The following is an 18196-nucleotide window of genomic DNA, read 5'->3' as shown; positions in this document are numbered from 1 at the left end:
GCCAGTCTCCCGCCGGCCGAAAGGATCTGTCCGTGATCACCAAGAACCTTTTCCTGCAGGGCATCTTCCCGTTTGTGGGCACCGGGCTGGAGAAACCCGTCCCCATCCACCGCGAACTCTCGCACTACGTTCCGGACGGCGTCATCAACCAGACGCTCTACTTCCGGGGCGGCAATTCCAGCAGTGAACTCATCACCGTGGTGCTGATGCGGAACGGCGTGCCCATGCGCTATTTCCCCATCGGCGCCAAGAGCGATGTCCATGTGCCGCTGCGCGTCGTGGAGGACATCGACGGCGGCTCGGTGGTGGAGCTCTATCTCGCCGCCCCGGATGGTGTTGGGGGATCCGTGGTTGTTGACCTGGGCATGGTTGAGCACTGATGACCAGCGTGCTGGACCGGCCGCAGGGCAGGCACGCAGGCGCCGCGCCACGCCGTCGGCTGCTGGTGGTGGGCAACGGGATGGCGGGCGCCCGGGCCGTGGAGGAGATCCTGGCCCGCGGCGGCGCCGAGCAATTCACCATCACCATGTTCGGCGACGAGCCCTACGGCAACTACAACCGGATCATGCTCAGCCACGTCCTCTCCGGCGAGGAAAGCGACGCCGACATCTTCCTGAACGCGCTGCCCTGGTACCGCGAGAACAGCATCACGCTGCACGCCGGGGTCCGTGTTGACCGGATCGACAAGTTCACGAAGCACGTCTTTTCCAATGACGGCCGCGTGACACCGTACGACACCCTCATCATCGCCACCGGGAGCCGCTCCCACATGCCGCCGATGGACGGGCTGTACACTCCGGGCGGGTCCGTGAAGCACGGTGTGTTCGGGTTCCGCACCATCGATGACACCCGCAAGATGGTCCAGCATGCGCAGCAGGAGCATCACCGGCGGGCGGTGGTGATCGGCGGCGGCCTGCTGGGCCTCGAGGCGGCCTACGGCCTGAAAAGCCACGGGATCGACGTGGAGGTGGTGCACTCCGGCGGGCACCTCATGAATGCGCAGATGGGGCCCGACGGCGGCGCGGTGCTGCGCAGGAGCGTGGAGGCCCTAGGCATCCGGGTGCACACGTCCAGCCGCACCACTGCCGTCCTCGGAAGGGACACGGTCAGCGGCGTCAGCCTCCGGGACCGGGAGGACATCGCCTGCGACATGGTGGTGGTGGCCGCGGGCATCCGGCCGAACGTGGACGTGGCTGTGCTGAGCGGGCTGCCGGTGGAGCGGGCCATTGTGGTGGATGACCGGCTGCGGGTCCAGGACGAAGACGATATCTATGCGGTGGGGGAGTGCGTCCAGCACCGCGGCGAGGTCTACGGGCTGGTGGCGCCGCTGTGGGAACAGGCCGTGGTGCTTGCCAACCACGTGACCGGCGTCGACACATCCTCGGCCTACCTGGGCTCGCGGACCGCCACCAAGCTGAAGGTTGCCGGCGTCGACGTCGCATCCATGGGACTGCACGGTCCCGAGTTCGACACCGACGAGCACATCGTCTTCTCGGAGCCCAGCCGCGGCATTTTCAAGTCCATCGTGGTCCGCGACAACAAGATGGTGGGTGCCACGCTCCTGGGCGACAGCCGGAAGGTGGCCTACCTGACGCAGGCCTACGACCGCGGGCTGCCGTTGCCCGAAGAGCGGATCGCGCTGCTGTTCGACGTCGGCGGGCCGGGTGAGGCGGTGGGTGTGGCCGAGCTCGACGACGGCGCCCAGGTCTGCAACTGCAACGGCGTTTCGAAGGGGGCACTCGTGGCCGCCGTGAAGGGCGGCTGCACCACAGTGTCCGGTGCCATGGACGCCACCCGCGCCGGCAGGGGCTGCGGTTCCTGCAAACTCCTGGTGAAGCAGGTGGTGGAGTGGGCGGCGGACGGCGCGGTGGAGGAGGACCCGGCCGCCAGCTACTACGTGCCCGGGATCCCGCTGGACAAGCCGGCCCTGATGGCCGCCATCCGGAAAAAGGGCCTGCGCTCCGTGTCCCAGGTGTTCACGGCACTGGCTCCGGGGAGCGCCGAGGATGCGAAGTCCAAGATGGGCCTCGCGTCACTGCTGAAAATGATGCTCGCGGACCAGTACATCGACGAACGCGACGCCCGCTTCATCAACGACCGCGTGCACGCCAACATCCAGCGCGACGGCACGTTCTCCGTGGTCCCGCAGATGAAGGGCGGCGTGACGTCCGTGCAGCAGCTGCGCCGCATCGCCGACGTCGCCGAGAAGCACAACGTTCCGCTGATCAAACTGACCGGCGGGCAGCGGATCGACCTCTTGGGGATCCCCAAGGAGGACCTCCCGCAGGTCTGGGCCGACCTGGACATGCCCTCCGGGTACGCCTACGGCAAGAGCTTCCGCACCGTGAAGACCTGCGTGGGCAAGGACTTCTGCCGGTACGGCACCGGCGATTCCACGAAGCTGGGCATCGAGATCGAGTCCCGGTTCCAGGGCATCGAGTCGCCGGCCAAGCTGAAGCTGGCTGTGTCCGGCTGCCCACGGAACTGCGCCGAATCGCTGGTCAAGGACGTGGGTGTGGTGGCTGTGGAGGGCGGACGGTGGGAACTCTACGTCGGGGGAGCGGCGGGCGCCCACATCCGCAAGGGCGACCTGCTGGCCACCGTGGACGACCCCGAGGAGGTGAAGGTCCTGACCGGCCGCTTTATGCAGTACTACCGTGAGAACGCCAACTGGCTGGAAAGGACCTACTCCTTTGTGCCGCGGCTGGGCATCGAACACCTCCGCGCAGTGATCGTGGACGATTCCGAAGGCATCGCGGCCACGCTGGACGCGGCCATGCAGGCATCCGTGGACAGCTACGTGGACCCGTGGAGTGAACGCGACGATCCACTCACGCCGGGCCAGTTCCGCACGTCCCTGCCGCTCACGGTCCTGCCCCAGGTGCCGGTCCGATGAGCGCCGACCAGACAGACGCTAACCAGCCCAGCACCGAGCCCGTCATCACCACCGGCCACATCCTGGGCCCGGTGGACCAGATCCCGTTCGGTGAGGGGAGGGCCTTCGGGGTGGACGGCGAGCAAGTGGCGGTCTTCCGGCTGCGGGACGGGACCCTGCGCGCCCTGTCCGCGGTCTGCCCCCACCGCGGCGGCCCCATTGCGGACGGCACCATCGACCGGGAGGTGGTGATGTGCCCGCTGCACCAGCACGCGTTCAGCCTGGAAACGGGCTGCTCAAGCACCGGCGCCGAACCTTTGCGCACGTACAGCGTTCAGGAGGATGCCGAACGGAACATTGTTCTGAAGTATCCCCATATTCGTGGCAATAGTTTGGCTTAACCGGGCTCGGTGTAGCCCGCGTCACTTGCTGCGGTTTGAGTCTTGTAGGATAGACAGGCCGCGCGAACTTCGACGTACTGTGACTTTCCATGCAGAAAATTCCTTGAAACATCAAGAAACCGAATTTTCGGGATGGAGAAGTCCCTGCCAAGGGTGCCGGCCAATCCCCTACCTACAAGGAATTGTTGTGCCTCAAAGTACCCCCACAGAACTCGTGAGCCCGACGGCGCAATCCGCCGTCGTCGACTCCACCCTCAGCGCCGAGGGCTACAAAAAATCCCTGAGCGGACGCCAGGTCACCATGATTGCCATGGGCGGCGCCATCGGCGTCGGCCTCTTTATGGGTGCAGGCGGACGCCTGGCCTCCACTGGCCCTGCGCTCATTTTCTCCTACGCCATTGCCGGCGTCATCGCCTACCTGCTGATGCGGGCCCTGGGCGAGCTGATCATGTACCGCCAGACGTCGGGTTCCTTCGTCAGCTACGCCGGTGAGATGTTCGGCAAGAAGGGCGCGTACCTGTCCGGCTGGATGTACTTCATCAACTGGGCCATGACCGGCATCGCCGAACTCATCGCGATCGGACTGTACTTCCAGTTCTTCTTCCCCAACGTGCCGGTCGAACTCAGCGCCATCGCAGCACTGCTGCTGCTCGTGGGCGTCAACCTCATGAGCGTCAAGGCGTTCGGCGAATTTGAATTCTGGGCATCCTGCCTCAAGGTCGGCGCCATCGTGATCTTCCTGGCCGTGGGCACTTTCATGGTGGTCACCAACGCCCAGGTGGGCGACGGCAACGCCAGCGTGAACAACCTCTTCGCAGCCGAAGGCGGAATGTTCCCTAAGGGTGCGCTGGTGATGATCCTGGTCCTGAACGCCGTGATTTTCGCCTACAACGGCATTGAACTCGTCGGCATCACGGCCGGCGAAATGAAGGACCCCGCCAAGGAAGTTCCCAAAGCGATCCGCGCCGTCGTCTTCCGCATCGTGGTGTTCTACGTCGGTTCCGTGACGCTCCTGGCGATGCTGCTTCCCTCGGACCAGTACGTGGCCGGCACCTCGCCGTTCGTCACCGTGTTCGGCCAGATGGGCCTTGGCTGGATGGGCGATGTTATGAACATGATCGTCATCACCGCCGCGCTGTCCTCCTGCAACTCGGGCCTGTACTCGATCGGCCGGATCTTCCGGACCATGGCCAACAACGGGCACGCCCCGGAGTGGCTGACCAAGATGTCCAAGAGCCACGTGCCGTACGCCGCCATCCTGGCCATCGGCGCCGTCTACCTCGTTGGCATCCTGCTGAACATCTGGCTGGGCGGCTCACACGCCTTCGACCTCGCGCTCAACTCCGCATCGATCGGCGTGATCTTCACCTGGGGCGCCATCTTCGCCAGCCAGATCGCGCTGCGCCACAAGAAGGGCAAGGTCTCCTCCCTGCCCGCGCCCGGCGGAACCTGGAGCAGCTGGGCCGGACTCATTGCGCTGCTGGCCATCGCCGTGCTCATCGGCTTCGACACCATGACCAGCAAGACCGGCGAGGTATTCCACCTCGGTCTCTGGACACTGGCCACCATCCCGTTCTTCGCCCTGGTCCTGTGGCTGGGCTGGCAGAAGGTCAAGCACAACGAGCCCAAGAGCGAGCTCTTCTGCTAGGTCTTTTCGCCTCAGCAGCCGGACGCTCTGCGGACGGACGCTAAGAAGTCGGACGCTAAGAAGTCCGACGTCGGCGGGTCACCCTTTCGGGGGCGGCCCGCCGTCGTCGTTGGTGGAGCCTGTCGAAACCCCCATCGGTTGCTCCGTGACCGCCCTTTTGAGCGCTCAAAAGGGCGCCTACGGAGCAACCGATGGGGGTCGGTTGGCGTCCACGCTCTTGAGGTGCCGGGCGAAGTGATCTTCGATCCGCTGCCAGGCTTCGGGGGAGGACTCCGGGTCAGGGCCGATGCCCATGACCCGCATCAGCGGCCGGAAAACCGCCGGGCCCAGGTCGATTTCGTTGAGGAACGCGTGGCCTGCAGTGGGAAATTCCTTGACGCTGTTTTCGATGCCGAGGTTGTCCAGGGCGGTCTCAAGCTTGCCGGCCGCGCCCTTAAGGGTGAGGTCCCGGCCGCCGAAGTTGGCCACGATGGGGCAGGCGCCGCGGAGGCTTTCCTCGAGATTGCCGGGCAGGCGGCCGTAGTTGACCGAGGCCGCGTCGAAGCCGTCGCGGGCCACCAGCAGCGCGAATCCTCCGCCCATGCAGAACCCGATCACCCCGGTCTTGCCGGTGGACAGCGGCGAAGTGGCCAGCCAGGAGCGGGCGGTGGCGAGGTCGGTGAACGCGCGGCCGCTTCCCCTGAGCATGCTCCGCATGGTGCTGACCAGGCAGCGGCGCGGGCCGCCGTCGCTGAACAGGTCCACCGCCAGCGTCAGGTACCCGGCTCGGGCCATCCGGTCTGCATGCCCGCGAACGAGTTCGTTCAGGCCGAAGGCTTCGTGGATCATCAGGACCGCGGGAAACGGACCTGGTCCGGATGGCGTGGCGAGATATCCGCCGAGCGAAGGCGAACCGCCGGCAGCGGCACTCTGGGCACTCAGGTCCACATAAGTCATGGGCCAAGGGTAGCCGCCGCCGTCAAGCCCTCCATCGACTGCTCCGTACGGGCCCTTTGGGGCGTCAAAAGGGCGCCTGGGCCCACGCCGGCAGGGTTCCCTGGCCGAGCTTGCGAGGCGAGGGGGTCGGTGGGGAGCAACGGATGGCGGTCGGCGGACACGAGAACGGCGGCGGATCCCCCATGGGAATCCGCCGCCGCTCGAATATGGGAGGACTAGTTCTTGAAGGTGTCCTTGACGTTTTCGCCGACCTTCTTGGCGTCAGCCTTGACCTGGTCCGCCTGGCCTTCGGCTTTGAGTTTGTCGTTGTCCGTGGCGTTGCCGGTCGCTTCCTTGGCCTTGCCGCCCAGGTGCTCTGCTTCGTTACTGATCTTGTCTCCGAGGCCCATGAGTCTGGCCGCCTTTCGTTTTCAGGGGATCAAACAATGCCGTTTCAGAATAACACAAAGCATGCTTACCATTTCAAGGGGCCTCCGATATCAGCGGCCTGTCGAATGTCAGCGCCCCCGACTAGGCTCGATGCATGGAACACAGCACAAGCCTGACCCAGCACATTCATGCCACGCCGGAAAAGGTCTGGGCGGTCATCTCGGACATCCCGGGTTCCGCCTCCACCCTGTCCGGCATCGACGCCGTGCAGATGCTCAGCGACGGGCCCTATGGCGAGGGGACGCGCTGGAAGGAAACGCGAACCATGATGGGCCGCTCGGAAACGGTGGAGATGTGGGTGGCGCAGGCCGATCCTCCTCGCAGCAACACGGTCAAGGCCCTCCAGGGCGGTGCCGACTACACCTCGCGCTTCAGCCTGGCCGAGCGCGACGGCGGGACGGACCTGACGCTGACCTTCGGCGCCGACGTCGTCAAGCCCACCCTGCTCAGCAAGGTCAGCATGACTCTCTTCGGCAAGCTGGGCATGAGCATGACACGCAAGGCGCTCACGAAGGACCTGGCGGAAATCGCCGCCAAAGCGGAATCGCTCTAGTGGCGGCAAAGCCCCCCAAGGTAACGGCTCCCCGGCTCTCGCCCGTCAGCCTGGAGGATGTCACGGATGATCCGGCCCCGGACTTCCAGCGTGGTGAAAGGTACGACGGCGTCCGGTACAGCCGGGCGGTCGCCGACGGTCTGGAGCTGAGCGGCACGGATTTTGCCGAGTGTGAGTTCCAGGGCGTCTCCTTCAATGACACCCAGCTCCGCGGGGCCACGTTCCGGGACTGCATCCTGTCCGAGCTGTACGCGCCGGTGTTCCGGGCCGCCCGCTCCACGTGGCGGGACGTGCAGCTGAACAATCCCCGGCTGGGCTCCGCTGAGCTGTACGAGACCGGCTGGCAGTCGGTCCGGATCGACGGCGGCAAGCTGGACTTCCTGAATCTGCGCGGGTCCAAGCTGACGGACGTTGTCATCAGCGACTGCATCATCAACGAACTGGACCTCGGTTCCGCCTCCGGGACGCGCGTGGCGCTCAAGAACTGCACCATCGGCACCCTGGATCTCACAGGCTCGCGGCTGAAGGACTTTGATCTTCGCGGCACGGATTTCCGGACCATCAGCGGCCTCGGCAGCCTGGCCGGCGTCGTGATCGACGACTATCAGCTGAGCCTGCTGGCGCCACTCCTGGCTGGGCACCTCGGCGTCCTTGTCCTGTGAGTGTAGTCTTTATAGAACGAACGGTCGGTAAATAGGGCGGTCACTGGACGGCCCCGAAGATTCCGGCTCCCTGGCGTAAAGGATTTGTTCTTATGGTCGAGGCTTTTCTTGTTGGCGGCGTCCGCACTCCCGTGGGCAGGTATGGCGGTGCGTTATCGGCGGTCCGCCCGGATGATCTGGCTGCACTGGTGGTCCGCGAGGCCGTGACCCGTGCCGGGCTGGATCCGGACAGTGTCGAGGAAGTCATCCTGGGCAACGCAAACGGCGCTGGCGAGGAGAACCGCAACGTGGCCCGGATGGCAGTCCTGCTGGCCGGGCTTCCCCTCCACATTCCCGGCATCACGGTCAACCGGCTGTGCGCCTCGGGGCTGAGCGCCATCATCCAGGCCAGCCACATGATTAAGTCCGGCGCCGCGGACGTGGTGATCGCCGGCGGCGTAGAGTCCATGAGCCGGGCACCGTGGGCCCAGGAAAAACCCGCAACGGCGTTCGCCAAACCGGGACAAATCTTCGATACGTCCATCGGCTGGCGCTTCGTCAACCCCCTCTTCCAGAAGGGCGGGCTCGCCCGCGACGGCAAGATGACCTACTCCATGCCGGAAACCGCGGAAGAAGTGGCCCGCGTGGACGGCATCACCCGCGAGGACGCCGATGCCTTCGCGGTCCGCTCCCACGAGCGTTCCCTCGCCGCTATTGCCGCAGGGCGCTTCAGGGACGAGATCGTCGCGGTGACGGTCCAATCCCGCAAGGCCGAAACCGTGGTGGACACCGATGAAGGACCGCGTGCCGGCACCACCCTGGAAGTCCTCGCCGGGCTGCGCCCCGTGGTTCGGGGCGGTTCCGTGGTCACGGCCGGGAACTCGTCCACGCTGAACGACGGCGCTTCGGCCATCATCGTTGCGTCCGAGGCCGCCATCGCACGGCTGGGCCTGACGCCGCGGGCCCGGATCGTCGACGGCGCCTCCGCCGGCTGCGAACCCGAAATCATGGGCATCGGCCCGGTCCCGGCGACGCAGAAAGTGCTCGCACGGAGCGGGCTCAGCGTGGGTGACCTGGGCGCCGTCGAGCTTAACGAAGCGTTCGCCACGCAGTCGCTCGCGAGCATGCGCCGGCTCGGGCTGGACCCGGACACGGTGAATAACGACGGCGGCGCCATAAGTCTGGGGCATCCGCTCGGTTCCAGCGGATCACGGATTGCCATCACCCTGCTGGGCCGGATGGAACGCGAGGACGCCAAAATCGGCCTGGCTACGATGTGCGTCGGCGTGGGCCAGGGCACCGCGATGCTGCTGGAGCGTGTCTGATGCCCGCCCCGGAAAGCGCGAACGGACACTTAAGCACCGTTGAATTCCGCACGCTCCTGATCGAGGAGCGCGAGGACCGCGTGGTGGTCCTCCTCAACCGCCCGGAAGTCCGGAATGCCATCGACCAGCAGATGGTGGACGAACTGCACGTGGTCTGCGCTGCGCTTGAGCAGAATCCCAAAGTCCTGATCATCTCAGGGGTCGACGGCGTCTTTGCCTCGGGTGCGGACATCGCCCAGCTGCGCGAGCGGCGCCGCGATGATGCCCTGCAGGGCATTAACTCCACGATTTTCGTGCGGATCGCGAAGCTGCCCCTGCCGGTCATTGCCGCGCTGGACGGCTACTGCCTGGGCGGCGGCGCCGAGCTCGCCTACGCCGCCGACTTCCGGATCGGAACGCCCAGTGTGCGGATCGGCAACCCGGAAACAGGGCTGGGGATCCTCGCTGCGGCCGGGGCCAGCTGGCGCCTCAAGGAGCTAGTGGGGGAGCCGTTGGCCAAGCAGATCCTGCTCGCGGGCCTGGTCCTCCGCGCCGAGGAGGCCCTGGCGGCCAGCCTCATCACCGAAATCCACGAGGCGCCGGAGCTGATGGATGCCGCGCACAACCTGGCGGACCGGATCGGCCGCCAGGACCCGCTGGCCGTGCGGATTACAAAGTCGGTTTTCCACGCCCCGGCGGAAGCCCACCCGCTGATTGATCAGCTGGCGCAGGGGATCCTGTTTGAATCCCAGGCCAAGTTTGACCGCATGCAGGCTTTCCTCGACAAGAAATCAGAGAAGAAGAAACCATGACGAACCCGAACCTTCCCGCGACCGTCGGCGTCCTCGGCGGGGGCCGCATGGGCGCGGGGGTCGCCCACGCCTTCCTGATCAGCGGGGCCAACGTTTTGGTGGTGGAGCGCGATGAAGCGTCCGCCGAAGCCGCCCGGGAGAGGGTGGAAACTGCTGCTGCCAAGAGCATCGAACGCGGCGCCACTGACGCCAACCTGGATGAGATGGTGTCCCGGCTCGCCGTCACGGTCGATTATGACGACTTCAAGGACCGCCAGCTGGTGGTCGAAGCCGTTCCCGAAGACTGGGACCTGAAGGTCACCTCGCTCCGCGGCATCGAGGAGCGACTGGCCGATGACGCCTACCTGGCCTCCAACACGTCGTCCCTGTCCGTCAACGGCCTGGCCCGCGAACTCAAGCGGCCGCAGAACTTCCTCGGCCTGCACTTCTTCAACCCCGTCCCCGCCTCCACCCTCATCGAAGTGGTGCTCGGCGAGCAGACGTCCCCGGACCTCGCTGAGGCGGCGAAACGGTGGGTCGAGGCACTCGGCAAGACCGCCGTCGTCGTCAATGACGCACCGGGCTTTGCCTCGTCACGGCTGGGTGTGGCCATCGCGCTGGAGGCGATGCGCATGGTGGAGGAGGGGGTGGCGTCCCCGGCCGACATCGACGCCGCCATGGTCCTCGGCTACAAGCACCCCACCGGCCCGCTGAGAACCACGGACATTGTGGGCCTGGACGTGCGGCTGGGCATCGCCGAGTACCTGCATTCCACGCTGGGGGAGCGGTTCGCGCCGCCGCAGATCCTCAAGGATAAGGTGGCCCGCGGAGAGCTTGGACGGAAGACCGGCAAGGGATTCTTCGACTGGGCTGAGTAGGATTTCCGGGTGACCCTCTTTGAACCCCTCACCCTGACCGGCCGGCACGTGATTCTTGAGCCGCTGAAGCACGATCACCATGATGATCTGGTGGCGGCCGCACAGGATGGCGAGCTGTGGAAGCTCTGGTACACGTCGGTCCCGGCGCCGGACGGGATGGCGGCGGAGATCGACCGCAGGCTGGCGATGCAGGAGCAGGGGTCCATGCTGCCGTTCACCACGCGGCTGATCGATCCTGCCACCGGCGGCCCTGGCCGGATCATCGGCATGACCACTTACTGCAATATCGACGCCGGCACGCCCCGTGTGGCTGTGGCGTTTTGTACGCACTGGCTGAACCACCAGTCCAGGGAGGCGATCGCCAGGCTGGGTGCGAAGCAGGACGGCGTGCTGCGCAGCCACCGGCGGACCAGCGACGGCGTCCTCCGCGACACCGTGGTGTTTTCAATCCTGGAGCACGAGTGGGCCATGGTCCGGAACGGTCTGGAGCACCGACTCGCCAAGCACGCGTGACGGGTGCTTGGCGAGCGGGGCGTGGTTACTGCCCGGTCAGCTTGCCGACCAGTGACGCAAAGTAGCCGTGCCGATAGCCCTCTCCGTTGGGGTGGAAATTGGCGGGATCCTGAATGGTGGCGGCATTGAAGTTGATCCAGGGCTCGGCTGAGCCAATGCCATGGCCTGCGAAGGCCGGTGCGACATCGACGAACTCAGCACCAGTTCCAAGTGCGGTCAAGCGGATAACATCGTTCAGCCCAGCAGTCAGTTGATTGACCACGCCTGCCCGGGGATCCGGAAAGGTCGGATCAAAGAGCATCGGATAGCCGGTAAACACGATTCGTGCGCCAGGTGCCTGCGCGTCGACCGCTAGGCTAAGGCCAGCCAAGCCTTGCACGAGTGCGCTTATGCTGGGATTGTCGCGTGCGTCCTGAAGCATTGCAGCACGAACTGCAGCGGCCCCCAGACATGCATCCGGAGCTGCGAAGCAGGTGGCCAACAAACCCGTAGTGTCGAGGTCATTACCGCCGACGGTGATCGTGATGATCTCGGCGCCGGCGAGGCTGGCCGGGAGGTTGCCGGCAACTACTCCAATCGTGTACCCCGAGCAAGCTGCATTCGCCGTTAGCTCCAGTCCCCGGAGGTTGTCCGCAATGACCGGATATCCCCTACGGCTCACAAAGCAGGTCTGGTCCGTGTAAGGAGCCGCGCCCTGCCCAGCGGCGTACGAATCACCCAACGCCACATAGTCGGTCTTCGCCTGCGGCGCAGCTTCGGCTGGGATGGCCGCGAACCCCAGAGCCAGCTATGGTGGCGAGGCCTGCCGCAAAAGCCGAGCGCCGACGTCGTACTCCAGAACGTGCCATTGAATTTTCCCCTTTTGACTATCAATTGGACAAGTGAGACAGGCATGTAACAGCCACCGTACGCCCCACGCACAAGCCCGTCACGGGTCCGGAGTACTCGATTTTCTGCGCCGCTACACTGTCCGGTACCTGCCCATCGCGTGCGGGCGATGGCGGCTGTGTGGTTAGCTGTCCGGGTGGAGACGACAGGGGGAGCCGTGAGCTGGGACGGAGCCGTGAATGCCTGGCACGTTGCCGGCCGCGTTTACCGGATGGGGCGCCGCGAATGGCTCACCGAGGCAGGTTGGCGGCAGGCGTACGACGACGGCGTTCGCACGGTGATTGATCTCCGTAACTCCCGTGAAGCGCAGCGCCGGGACACCGACCCTGCGGTGGACGCAGCAGCCTGGTCCGGCGTCACGATCGTCGCCGCACCCACTGAAGAACCCGATGATCCGCGGTTCACTGCCGTCGGCGGACCGTACCTCAATGATCCCGCCCATTATCTGCACAACGTCCGGCTCTACCCGGAGAAGTTCGTGGCGGTGTTCCGCGCTGTCGCGGCAGCCGAGGCCGGTGCCGTCGTCATTCACTGCGCGGCGGGACGGGACCGGAGCGGCATGGTGGCAGCCATGCTCCAGGACCTCGCCGGCGACCCGGACCAGCTCATTGCGGACGGCTATGCCAAAGCCGCCCGAGGCATCAACGAACGCTTCCGGACGCACGGCCCGCCCCATGCTGGCGAACGCCACATCGACGACGCCGCACTGACACGCCTGCTGGAGCGGCGCGGCCGGGCCGTGGTGGAGTTTGTCCGGGAGCTGGACACCCGCACCTTCCTGCTGCGCAACGGCCTGTCCGAGGCCGAACTGGGCGCCGTCCAGAGCCTGCTCGGTAGCAGGGTGGCGCCATGAATTCCATGAAGTACGTGGCGGCGTCGCTCGCGGTGTCGGGAGTTGTGATGATTGTGGCCGGGCCGTTCTGGGCCGTCCTCGCTTCAGATTTCGGGACTACGGCGGGGAACTTCGGGCTCGGCGACGGGACCGTCGTCGGCGGGTGGCTCCCGGGCCAGATCTTCCTCATGGTGGGCGGGGCAGTCTTGTGCCTGGCCGCGTACATGGCACGGCGGAGCGATACAGATGAATAGAACGAAAGCGATGGCACACAGTTTGAAACGCGTATTTGCAGTAGCAGCGGCTGCCGGAGTGGCACTTTCCGTGGGGCTCGGGGCCGTGCCGGCCTGGGCGGTTGAGCAGCCGGCCGTTGAGCCGCCACCGGTTGCTTCGCCTGCCGTTGCGTCGGCGGACGCTGCGGAACGCCCGACGGCGGGAGGTTCCGGAGGCGGTGACGCGCAGCCCGGCGAGGTCGGCCCCGGCGACGCGCACCCCGGCGACGCCGGCCTTCGGGAAGCTGCCCTCCGCGATGTTGGCCTCACCGCAGACGAGTTCGCGGCTGCGGGCCAGCTGGGCAAGCAGGCTGCGGACGTTGCGGCGGCCCTGCAGGATATCTCCGGCTACCTCGGAACACGGATCCACAACGGCAGCATTCTGGTCGCCGGTAGCGGGGCCGAGCTGGAAGCGGAGGTGGCACGGCTCAGCGCGACTATCCCGGCCGTCGACCTTGAAACCGCACCCGCCGCGCCGCCGTCGGACGGGCCTGCTGACAGAACCGACGCGCCGGCCGCAACGGGCACCCAGTCGACCGGTTCTCCGGCGACCGGCACCGAACTGGCCCGGAGCACCCAGGAGCTGTACCAGGCGTACCTCCGCGATGTGGGCGCGGCTGGGTTGCAGGCCGTGGCGTACACCGGGAGCAGGTTCGTAGTTCGTACCGGCGGAATCAACGGGTCCGAGGCCACAGTGCCTGATTCGGCCGACGACGGAAATGCCGGCTCGAGCCTCACCAGCCCAAACTCGGACGGCAAGATCTCGCCCGCCGAGTTTGTGGCCCGCTACGCCAACGTGCAGCTCGACGCCGGGGCGCCGCTCGCGCCGCAGGCCGACCTTTCCGGCGGCCAGGGCTACTTCACCGACATCGGAGAAATCTGCTCCGCTGGCTTTTCAGTTTTTGACCCGGCAGGCCTGCCGGGCGTCCTCACTGCCGGACATTGCACGGATGACGGCGCCGCGGCAACGGCCACCGTGGAATTTCCGCAATGGAACCGTAGCGACCTGTTGGGGACCTTCGGGTTCAGCCAGTTTGGCGGACCCGGAAACTCCACAGTCCTGCGCCCCGGCAACGATGATGACCCCGGCAACGTCGGCACGGACATCGCCGTTATTGGTCAACTTCGCGCCGGCCTCGATCCACTGCCCGCCGCCAGCACATGGAACGATCCCTCGCAGGCCGGCAGGGACGTCAAGATCATAGGGACGGCCGCCCCGGTAATCGGCATGCCGGTCTGTCGCTCCGGCCGAACCTCAGCGTGGTCCTGCGGAACCATCGACGAGGTGGGGATCTACGTGGCAGGCGGACTCAACTATGCGACGGATCCGACAGACCTGCGGGCCTTCAACGGTTTCCTGTCCTTCGATGTCCAGTCCAGCGGCGGCGATTCTGGCGGGCCCTGGGTCAGCGGCAACTACGCCGTGGGCACCCACTCGGCCGGTGAAGAGGCACCCAAACCAAACGAAGCGCCGCCGGTAAACTTCGCCGTGGCCGCCACGCTGCAGGACTCATTGACTGTGCTCCCCGGCTACCAGCTGGAACTCTTCCTCAACAAGCCGGCTGTGACGTCGCCCGCGTCGGGGGCAACGTTCGACGCCGGCCAGACCGTTACCGGCACGGTGGCCGCAGCTCCGGCGTCCGCTGTCGCGGCGGGTTCGAAGGTCCGGATCACCGTGAGTGGCCAGGCGTCCATTGAGGTTCCCGTGGACGCTGGCGGTGCGTGGTCCTTTACTGCCCCCGCGGTGGCAGGCCCGCTGCGTTTCACGGCCGAAACGGTCAACGGATTCAGCACATCCGGTGCCGTGGCCTTCGACTTCACCCCGGTCAGCCAGCCCTCCCAGCCAGCCCCGCAATCTCAGCCCCCGGCTGCGGTGCCAGCCGCGAACGGTGCGCTGCCCCCAAAACGTGACAGCGCCGCCGTCGTACGTCCGCTGGGTGACAGCGCGGCGGCTGGCCTGGCCAACACCGGCGCATCCGGGCTGATTCTGTTCGCCGGCCTGGCGGCTGGTGCGCTCGCCGTCGGCGGTGTGCTCCTGGTGCTGGCGAAGCGGCGGAAGCGGCAGCGCCCCACCCCAACTAGGTAGCGCTATCAGTCGTTTTGGGCACGCAAAACGACAGATAGCGCTACCTACATGGGGTGGGACGGCTACTTCTTCTTCATCAGCAGGTTGGTGATGCGCAGCGTGCAGAGGCGCTGGCCGGCGTCGTTGGTGATGAGAACCTCGTGCGTGGTCAGGGTGCCGCCGAGGTAGATGGGCGTGGCGGTGATGGTGATCTTGCCCTCGCGCGCGGAGCGGTGGTGCGTCGCGGAGACGTCCACCCCCACGGCAGTTTTCCCCAACGTGCTGGCGTGGATGACCGCCGCCCAGGAGCCCACAGCCTCGCCCACCGCCAGGGACGCGCCGCCGTGCAGCAACCCGAACGACTGCCTGTTGCCCTCCACAGGCATGGTCGCCACCACGCGCTCGACCGATTGCTCCAGGATTTTCACGCCCATCTTCTCGTCGAGCTCGCCGAGGACGATCTTCCACGGCGTGGCGACTGGCGTGGCGACCGGCGTGGCGCCCGGGGTGGTGTCCGGCGCAGCGGCGTCGGGGGATAGGGCGCTCATGGGTCTCCTTTGGCGAGGCTGAACTTCCAGTGTGCGGCACGGCACAGTCATGTACTGTAGACATATTACCGAACGGACGGTCAGTAAAGCCCTGGCCGCGTTTTGTCCCCGCCTTGGAAGGACCCGTCAACGATGACCACCACTGCAGAAACCACAGTCGACACCGTCCAGACCGTTCCCAGTTTTGTGCGGGATTCCTGGTGGACTCCCGACGCCGGTTCGGCAGCTTCCGCTGTCCCCGTGCGGGACGCGAGCACCGGAGAAGTCCTGGCCAAGGTGAGCACCGACGGCCTGGACCTTGCCGCCGTCGTGGATTACGGCCGCACCACGGGACAGGCGGAACTGGGCAAGCTGACCTTCCACCAGCGCGCGCTCAAGCTCAAGGAGCTGGCGCAGTACCTGAACGCCCGGCGCGAGCACTTTTATGCTTTTTCGGCCCAGACCGGTGCCACCAAGATCGACTCGATGATCGACATCGATGGCGGCATCGGGGTCCTCTTCACGTTCGGCTCCAAGGGCCGGCGCGAGCTGCCCAATTCGCAGGTAGTGGTGGACGGTCCCATGGAGGTGCTGTCCAAGGACGGCTCGTTCGTGGCCGAGCACATCTACACGCGCATCCCCGGCGTCGCCGTGCAGATCAACGCGTTCAACTTCCCGGTCTGGGGCATGCTGGAGAAACTCGCGCCCGCATTCATCGCCGGGGTCCCCACCATCGTCAAGCCGGCCACCCCCACCGGGTATGTGGCCGCGGCCGTGGTGAAGGCGATCATCGAATCCAACATCCTGCCGAAGGGCTCGCTGCAGCTGATTTCCGGCTCTGTCCGCGGCCTTCTGGACGTGCTGGACTACCGCGACCTGGTGGCCTTCACCGGCTCCGCGTCCACCGCGCTGTCCCTGAAATCGCATCCCAACGTGGTGCAGGGCGGCGTCCGGTTCACGTCCGAAACGGACTCCCTCAACGCCGCCATCCTTGGTCCGGACGCGGTGGAGGGCACGCCGGAATTCGACGCGTTCATCAAGTCAGTGGTCACCGAAATGACGGTCAAGGCGGGCCAGAAGTGCACGTCCATCCGCCGCGCCATCGTCCCGCAGGAGCTGGTGCCGGCGGTGATCGCCGCTGTCGGCAGGCGTGTGGATGAGCGTGTGGTGCTGGGGGATCCCCGCGCCGATGGCGTCACGATGGGCGCTTTGGCGTCGCTCGAGCAGCTCACCGATGTCCGCGCCGCGGTGCAGTCAATGCTCGACGCCGGCGGTGAGCTTGCGTACGGGACGCTGGATTCGCCGTCGGTCACCTCTGCCGGCGGCGCCACGGGCGTAGTGGATGCTGGCGCCTTTATGTCGCCTGTGGTGCTGAGCTGGGCTGACGCCGAGACTGACGCGATCCACTCCCTGGAGGCGTTCGGCCCGGTCGCCTCCGTGATCGGATACAAGGACCTGCCCGACGCCGTCCGCCTCGCCGCCCGGGGCGGCGGCTCCCTCGTGGCATCGGTGTGCACCAACGATCCTGCCGTAGCCCGCGAACTCGTCACCGGGATCGCCGCCCACCACGGCCGTGTGCTGATGCTCAACCGCGAGGACGCCCGCAGCTCCACCGGCCACGGTTCGCCCGTCCCGCACCTGGTCCACGGCGGGCCAGGCCGCGCCGGCGGCGGTGAGGAGCTGGGCGGCATCCGCTCGGTAATGCACCACATGCAGCGCACCGCCATCCAGGGCTCGCCCAACATGCTCACCGCCGTCACCGGCCTCTGGCACACCGGGGCGGACCGGAACTTTACCGTGGAGACCGAGGGAACGCACCCGTTTCGGAAGTCGCTGGCTTCGTTGCGGATCGGCGACGCCGTCCGGTCCGACCTGCGTCAAGTGTCCCTGGCGGACATCACCGCGTTCGCCAACTCCACCGGCGACATCTTCTATGCCCACACCAACCAGGAAGCGGCCGAAGCCAACCCGTTCTTCCCGGGCATCGTGGCACACGGATACCTGCTGCTGAGCTGGGCCGCCGGGCTGTTCGTGGAACCGGCGCCGGGCCCGGTCCTGGCCAACTACGGCCTGGAGAACCTCCGCTTCATCACGCCTGTGGCTGCCGGGGATTCCATCCGGGTCACCCTGACGGCCAAGAAGATCACGCCGCGCGAAACCGACGAGTACGGCGAGGTGGCCTGGGACGCGCTCCTGACCAACCAGAACGACGAGATCGTGGCCACCTACGACGTCCTCACCCTCGTCGAAAAGTAGCCCCACCCNCGAGGGCTTCGAGCTGGCGGATGTGGTTGCGTTTGCTGGTCTCTGGGTTGGTATGGCGGCTGAAGTAGTCGGGCCCGAGGTCGTTGAACCGTGCGTCCGGGTTCTCCAGCAGGTGCCAGATGATCACGAGGATGGAACGTCCGGTGGCGACGATGGCGCGTTTCTTGCCCCGCCGCCGCGCGAGCCTCTGGTGGCGTTCGCCCAGAAAGGTGTGAGTTTTGCTGGCCCCGACGGCGGCCTCGCCAAGGACCCGGGCGAGATAGCGGTTACCGTGACCGGTCGAACCGTTTCCCTTGGTCTTGCCTGCGGAGGAGTTGATGCCCGGGGAGAACTTTGCCCAGGAACACAGGTGCCCCGCGGTCGGGAACCGTGACATGT

General features: G+C 66.3%; 19 protein-coding genes. 14 read left to right on the top strand and 5 right to left on the bottom strand.

The features are described 5' to 3' along the window. Positions 1–32: 32 nt before the first annotated feature. From NG697_RS09600 to NG697_RS09585, 4 genes are all read left to right on the top strand, one after another. Positions 33–380 (top strand): molybdopterin oxidoreductase, encoded by a 348-nt coding sequence (locus tag NG697_RS09600; RefSeq protein ID WP_104060431.1) that lies wholly within the window; start codon positions 33–35, stop codon positions 378–380. After that, positions 380–2896 (top strand): nitrite reductase large subunit NirB, encoded by a 2517-nt coding sequence (gene nirB / locus NG697_RS09595; RefSeq protein WP_252614066.1) that lies wholly within the window; start codon positions 380–382, stop codon positions 2894–2896. The genes NG697_RS09600 and nirB overlap by 1 nt, the downstream gene beginning before the upstream one ends. Next, positions 2893–3276 carry a Rieske (2Fe-2S) protein gene (locus NG697_RS09590; protein ID WP_252599903.1) on the top strand — a complete coding sequence of 128 codons (384 nt, stop codon included), beginning with the start codon at positions 2893–2895 and terminating at the stop codon, positions 3274–3276. The genes nirB and NG697_RS09590 overlap by 4 nt, the downstream gene beginning before the upstream one ends. Positions 3277–3463: 187 nt before the next feature. Further along, a complete protein-coding gene (locus NG697_RS09585; RefSeq protein WP_252614065.1) occupies positions 3464–4924 on the top strand; it encodes an amino acid permease in 1461 nt (486 codons plus the stop codon). Between the two features lie 177 nt (positions 4925–5101). Here NG697_RS09585 and NG697_RS09580 read toward each other — a convergent pair whose 3' ends face one another. Together NG697_RS09580 and NG697_RS09575 are read right to left on the bottom strand one after the other, a co-directional pair. Then, positions 5102–5860 carry a dienelactone hydrolase family protein gene (locus tag NG697_RS09580; protein WP_104060427.1) on the bottom strand — a complete coding sequence of 253 codons (759 nt, stop codon included), beginning with the start codon at positions 5858–5860 and terminating at the stop codon, positions 5102–5104. A gap of 215 nt (positions 5861–6075) precedes the next feature. Next, positions 6076–6249 (bottom strand): CsbD family protein, encoded by a 174-nt coding sequence (locus NG697_RS09575; protein WP_104060426.1) that lies wholly within the window; start codon positions 6247–6249, stop codon positions 6076–6078. A gap of 134 nt (positions 6250–6383) precedes the next feature. Here NG697_RS09575 and NG697_RS09570 point away from each other — a divergent pair, with 134 nt between their 5' ends. The 6 genes from NG697_RS09570 (at position 6384) to NG697_RS09545 (ending at position 10969) form a co-directional block, all read left to right on the top strand. Then, a complete protein-coding gene (locus NG697_RS09570; RefSeq protein WP_252610599.1) occupies positions 6384–6842 on the top strand; it encodes an SRPBCC family protein in 459 nt (152 codons plus the stop codon). After that, a complete protein-coding gene (locus tag NG697_RS09565) occupies positions 6842–7504 on the top strand; it encodes a pentapeptide repeat-containing protein (protein WP_252610597.1) in 663 nt (220 codons plus the stop codon). Before NG697_RS09570 ends, NG697_RS09565 begins: the two co-directional genes overlap by 1 nt. A 92-nt stretch (positions 7505–7596) precedes the next feature. Continuing rightward, on the top strand, positions 7597–8808 hold the full coding sequence (locus NG697_RS09560) for a thiolase family protein (protein WP_252614064.1): 1212 nt from the start codon (positions 7597–7599) through the stop codon (positions 8806–8808). Then, positions 8808–9599: an enoyl-CoA hydratase/isomerase family protein gene (locus NG697_RS09555; RefSeq protein WP_252614063.1), complete on the top strand. Its 792-nt coding sequence runs from the start codon at positions 8808–8810 to the stop codon at positions 9597–9599. Before NG697_RS09560 ends, NG697_RS09555 begins: the two co-directional genes overlap by 1 nt. After that, a complete protein-coding gene (locus NG697_RS09550; RefSeq protein WP_252614062.1) occupies positions 9596–10456 on the top strand; it encodes a 3-hydroxyacyl-CoA dehydrogenase family protein in 861 nt (286 codons plus the stop codon). The genes NG697_RS09555 and NG697_RS09550 overlap by 4 nt, the downstream gene beginning before the upstream one ends. 9 nt (positions 10457–10465) lie before the next feature. Further along, the gene (locus NG697_RS09545) at positions 10466–10969 is read left to right on the top strand and encodes a GNAT family N-acetyltransferase (protein ID WP_252614061.1); all 504 of its coding nucleotides are present in this window, start codon (positions 10466–10468) and stop codon (positions 10967–10969) included. 25 nt (positions 10970–10994) lie between these two features. On the opposite strand, the gene NG697_RS09540 is transcribed toward NG697_RS09545, so the two are convergent. Next, positions 10995–11696 (bottom strand): SGNH/GDSL hydrolase family protein, encoded by a 702-nt coding sequence (locus tag NG697_RS09540; protein ID WP_252614060.1) that lies wholly within the window; start codon positions 11694–11696, stop codon positions 10995–10997. A 318-nt stretch (positions 11697–12014) separates the two neighbouring features. On the opposite strand from NG697_RS09540, the gene NG697_RS09535 reads away from it, so the two are divergent. Genes NG697_RS09535 through NG697_RS09525 form a run of 3 tightly spaced genes read left to right on the top strand, consistent with a single transcriptional unit; the run spans position 12015 to position 15047 of the window. Further along, positions 12015–12710 carry a tyrosine-protein phosphatase gene (locus tag NG697_RS09535; RefSeq protein ID WP_252610586.1) on the top strand — a complete coding sequence of 232 codons (696 nt, stop codon included), beginning with the start codon at positions 12015–12017 and terminating at the stop codon, positions 12708–12710. Next, entirely contained in the window at positions 12707–12943 is a 237-nt protein-coding gene (locus NG697_RS09530; RefSeq protein WP_252614059.1) for a hypothetical protein, read from the top strand. The genes NG697_RS09535 and NG697_RS09530 overlap by 4 nt, the downstream gene beginning before the upstream one ends. Positions 12944–12953: 10 nt before the next feature. Beyond that, the gene (locus NG697_RS09525) at positions 12954–15047 is read left to right on the top strand and encodes a S1 family peptidase (protein ID WP_252614058.1); all 2094 of its coding nucleotides are present in this window, start codon (positions 12954–12956) and stop codon (positions 15045–15047) included. 62 nt (positions 15048–15109) lie between these two features. On the opposite strand, the gene NG697_RS09520 is transcribed toward NG697_RS09525, so the two are convergent. Beyond that, positions 15110–15460, bottom strand: a complete 351-nt coding sequence (locus tag NG697_RS09520) for a PaaI family thioesterase (protein ID WP_252599947.1) — start codon at positions 15458–15460, stop codon at positions 15110–15112. A 246-nt stretch (positions 15461–15706) separates the two neighbouring features. Between NG697_RS09520 and paaZ the strand changes: the two genes are divergently transcribed. Further along, positions 15707–17809: a phenylacetic acid degradation bifunctional protein PaaZ gene (paaZ, locus tag NG697_RS09515; protein ID WP_252614057.1), complete on the top strand. Its 2103-nt coding sequence runs from the start codon at positions 15707–15709 to the stop codon at positions 17807–17809. Here the strand turns inward: paaZ and NG697_RS09510 are convergent. After that, entirely contained in the window at positions 17790–18194 is a 405-nt protein-coding gene (locus tag NG697_RS09510) for a transposase (protein ID WP_252614056.1), read from the bottom strand. The genes paaZ and NG697_RS09510 overlap by 20 nt on opposite strands. Positions 18195–18196: the final 2 nt, after the last annotated feature.

Origin of the sequence: Pseudarthrobacter raffinosi, assembly GCF_023913835.1 — a bacterium.
GTDB lineage: Bacteria > Actinomycetota > Actinomycetes > Actinomycetales > Micrococcaceae > Arthrobacter > Arthrobacter raffinosi.
Note: the sequence above shows the minus strand (reverse complement) of the source record. Positions and strands in the feature narration are given on the sequence as shown.